The sequence below is a fragment of the Reyranella sp. genome (genome assembly GCF_036558665.1).
In the GTDB taxonomy this organism is placed as follows: Bacteria; Pseudomonadota; Alphaproteobacteria; order Reyranellales; family Reyranellaceae; genus Reyranella.
Genome location: NZ_DATBFE010000027.1, coordinates 1 through 2,938, shown reverse-complemented (window position 1 = coordinate 2,938; position 2,938 = coordinate 1). Strand labels below are relative to the sequence as shown.

Below are 2,938 nucleotides of genomic sequence, written 5' to 3'. Positions count from 1 at the left end.
GCTCCTGCGGTCGCCGATGCCCAGCGCGTGGACGACGGTGAGGTTGCGGGGCCGCCCCGTGGAGAGAAAGCGCCGTTCCACCGCCTCGTGCAGGCACGAGGCCTCGACCAGGCCGCCGCCGCCGCCGATCAGCGCGACGGTATCGTCGTCGCCGATCATCGCCACGGCGGCGTCCGCCGACATGAATTTGTCGATGCTCACCGCACGCTCCGCCGGTCGTCGGGGGTCGGCAGTCGGGCGGGCCCGACGACGGATGTCAGCTGTGCGCACGATTTCGATGCCTCCTCAACGGTTCCAATATTTGCCTTCTTCTTGCAACCCCCCGACGCCCGCCCCCCGACTGCCGCCCCGGAGCCTCATCGCAGGTAGGCCGACTCCAGACCCTTCACGAGGGCGATCATGGTGTCGAGGGTGGGGGTCGGCAGCCCGTGCCCGCGCGCCAGCCGCTGCACCGCGCCATGGATGCTGTCGATCTCGGTGCGGCGCCGGCGCGCGATGTCCTCGCGCATCGACGACTTGGACGTGCCGGTTCCGCCGCCCGAGGTGTCGACCAGCCTCATCAGCACCTCGCGTGCCTCGGCGATATCGAGCGCGATGCCTTCCGCAGTGGCGACGGCTGCCGCCTCGTCCACCGAGCGGAGCACGATCTCGCGCAGCTCGGGCACCCGCATGATCTCGAACGAGCGCAGGTCGGTCACTGCGGAGATCGCCCCCAGGGCGACATTGCCGAGCAGCTTCTTCCACTTGTCGCGCTTGATGTCGGCGCTGGCGGTGGTGGCGAGGCCGGCCCGGGTGAAGGCACCGGCGATGGCGGTGGCGCGGGCCGACAGGCCGCCCGCCATCTCGCCAACGATGGTGGGCAGGTCGCCGAAGTTGCGCACCACGCCCGGCGCCTCGACCAGGCCCGCCTGCGCGGTGAGCCCGCCCATCACGTTGGGCGCGCCGAGGACGCCCGCCAGCGTCTCCTCGTTGCCGAGGCCATTCTGAAAGCTGATTGCCACCGTCTGCCCCGCGAACAGGTGCCGGGCAGCGTTGGCGGCGGCGTCATTGGCGAACGCTTTGCACTGGAACAGCACGACATCGGCCGGCTTGACGGCACCGGCGTCGGTGGTCGCCTTGACGGGAATGGCGCGGTCGCCCCCGACGCCGACGATACGCAGGCCATGGGAGGCGATGGCCGCGATGTGCTCGTCCCAGGTATCGACCAGCGTCACGTCGAGCCCGCCTTCTGCGAGCAGCCCGCCGAACAGGCCGCCCATGGCACCCGCGCCGATCACCACCACTCTGGGGTTCTCGAATGCCATCGCCCCCGTCCCTGCCCTGTGCCCGCTCGCTTAAATGGCGCTCTGGTAGCGCTCCCTGACGACGCCGATCACCTCGTCGGGATCGCGCTGCCACCAGTTGCGGGCGGAGAAGACCTCGACCTCGCGGTGGCCGACATAGCCCGCCGCCTCCACCATGCGGCGGATGCCGGGGATGTCGATCAGGCCGTCGCCCGGCATGCCGCGGTCGAGGCGCAGGTCCTGCGTATCGGCCAGCCAGTCGGCGATGTGGAAGTTGCAGATGCGCTTGCCGGCGCGGGCCAGTTCGCGCGGCAGGTCCGGGTCCCACCACACCGCGTAGGTGTCGACGGCGATGCCGAACACGTCCTCGGCATCGAGCGCGTCGCACCAGTCGTTGGCGATCCCGACCGTGCTGAGCACCGAGCGCGATCCACATGCCATGGGATGCAGCGGCTCGAGCGCGATCCTCACGCCGGTCGCACGTGCGCAGGCTGTGAGGCCGGCAACCCGCTCCAGCACGCGCTTCCTCGTCGACTCCAGGCTCTTGTCGCGAGGATCGACGCCGCCGGCGACGAACATCAGCGAGCCGGCCCCGATCGTGGCCGCGTCGTCTATGGCGCGCTTCACCTCGTCGATCACGCTCGCGGCTTCCCCTGGGTCGGGCGTGGCGATCAGGCCGGCGGCGCACAGGCTGAGCACCTGCAGCCCTGTCCCTCTCAGCATGCGGGCCACCTCGGTGGCGCCGTGTTCGCGCAGCCTGTCACGCCAGATGGCGACAGCGCCGATGCCGTGCCGCTGCATGCCGTCGATGAACTGCTGCGTCGTCCATTTCTGCAGCACGTTCACCTGGTGGAAGCCCAGGAGGCGCTCGTCGAGCTTGGGTTTGTCGGCCATCGCCATGACCTCCTAATAGGTGGCGCGGCCGCCGCTGACGTCGAACACGAAGCCGGTGGTGAAGCTGCAGGCGGGGCTGGCGATGAAGGCCGCCAGCTCCGCTACCTCCTCCACCTCGACAAGGCGCCCCATGGGAATCTTGGCCTTCATGTTGCGGATGTGCGCTTTGGTCATGGTGCTGAGGAGATCGGTGGCGGTCATGGCCGGCGCGATGCAGTTGACCGTGACGCCCACGTCGGCCAGCTCCTTGGCCAGCGCCTTCGAGAAGCCGATCACGCCGGCCTTGGCCGCCGAGTAGGCCGAGATGTTGGGCACGCCCTCCTTGCCGGCGATGGAGGACACGGTGATGATCCGGCCAGACCGGCGCTCGCGCATGTGGCGGGCGGCAAGCCGGCTGGCGTAGAACACCGAGGTCATGTCGATGGCGATGACACGGTCCCAGTCCTCCAGCTGGTAGTCCCACGTCGGGGCGATGGGTCCGTTGATGCCGGCGTTGTTGACCAGGATGTCGATCCTGCCGAACGCTTCGAGCGCCTTGTGGAACGCGCCCTCGACAGCCGGATAGCTCGCCACGTCCACCACCTCGGTAGCATCCGGCTTGAAGCCCACTTTCCGCAGCGGGCCAACGTCGCGATCCCACACCACCACCCTGGCGCCACGTTCGGCAAACAGGCGCGCGATGGCGAGCCCGATACCGCGCGCCGCCCCGGTGACGATGGCGACCTGGCCGTCCAATCTGGTCTTCATGGGCAATCGCCTCA

General features: G+C 69.3%; 3 protein-coding genes and 1 pseudogene. All 4 read right to left on the bottom strand.

From position 1 onward, the window contains the following. A pseudogene (locus tag VH499_RS04210) lies at positions 1-201 on the bottom strand (acyl CoA:acetate/3-ketoacid CoA transferase); the annotation flags it as partial. A 155-nt stretch (positions 202-356) separates the two neighbouring features. Next, positions 357-1,304 (bottom strand): 2-dehydropantoate 2-reductase, encoded by a 948-nt coding sequence (locus VH499_RS04205; RefSeq protein ID WP_332051440.1) that lies wholly within the window; start codon positions 1,302-1,304, stop codon positions 357-359. Between the two features lie 30 nt (positions 1,305-1,334). Continuing rightward, complete coding sequence (locus VH499_RS04200) at positions 1,335-2,177, bottom strand: sugar phosphate isomerase/epimerase family protein (RefSeq protein WP_332051439.1); 843 nt, start codon at positions 2,175-2,177, stop codon at positions 1,335-1,337. A gap of 12 nt (positions 2,178-2,189) precedes the next feature. Further along, the gene (locus tag VH499_RS04195) at positions 2,190-2,924 is read right to left on the bottom strand and encodes an SDR family NAD(P)-dependent oxidoreductase (RefSeq protein WP_332051438.1); all 735 of its coding nucleotides are present in this window, start codon (positions 2,922-2,924) and stop codon (positions 2,190-2,192) included. Between the last annotated feature and the right edge of the window lie 14 nt (positions 2,925-2,938).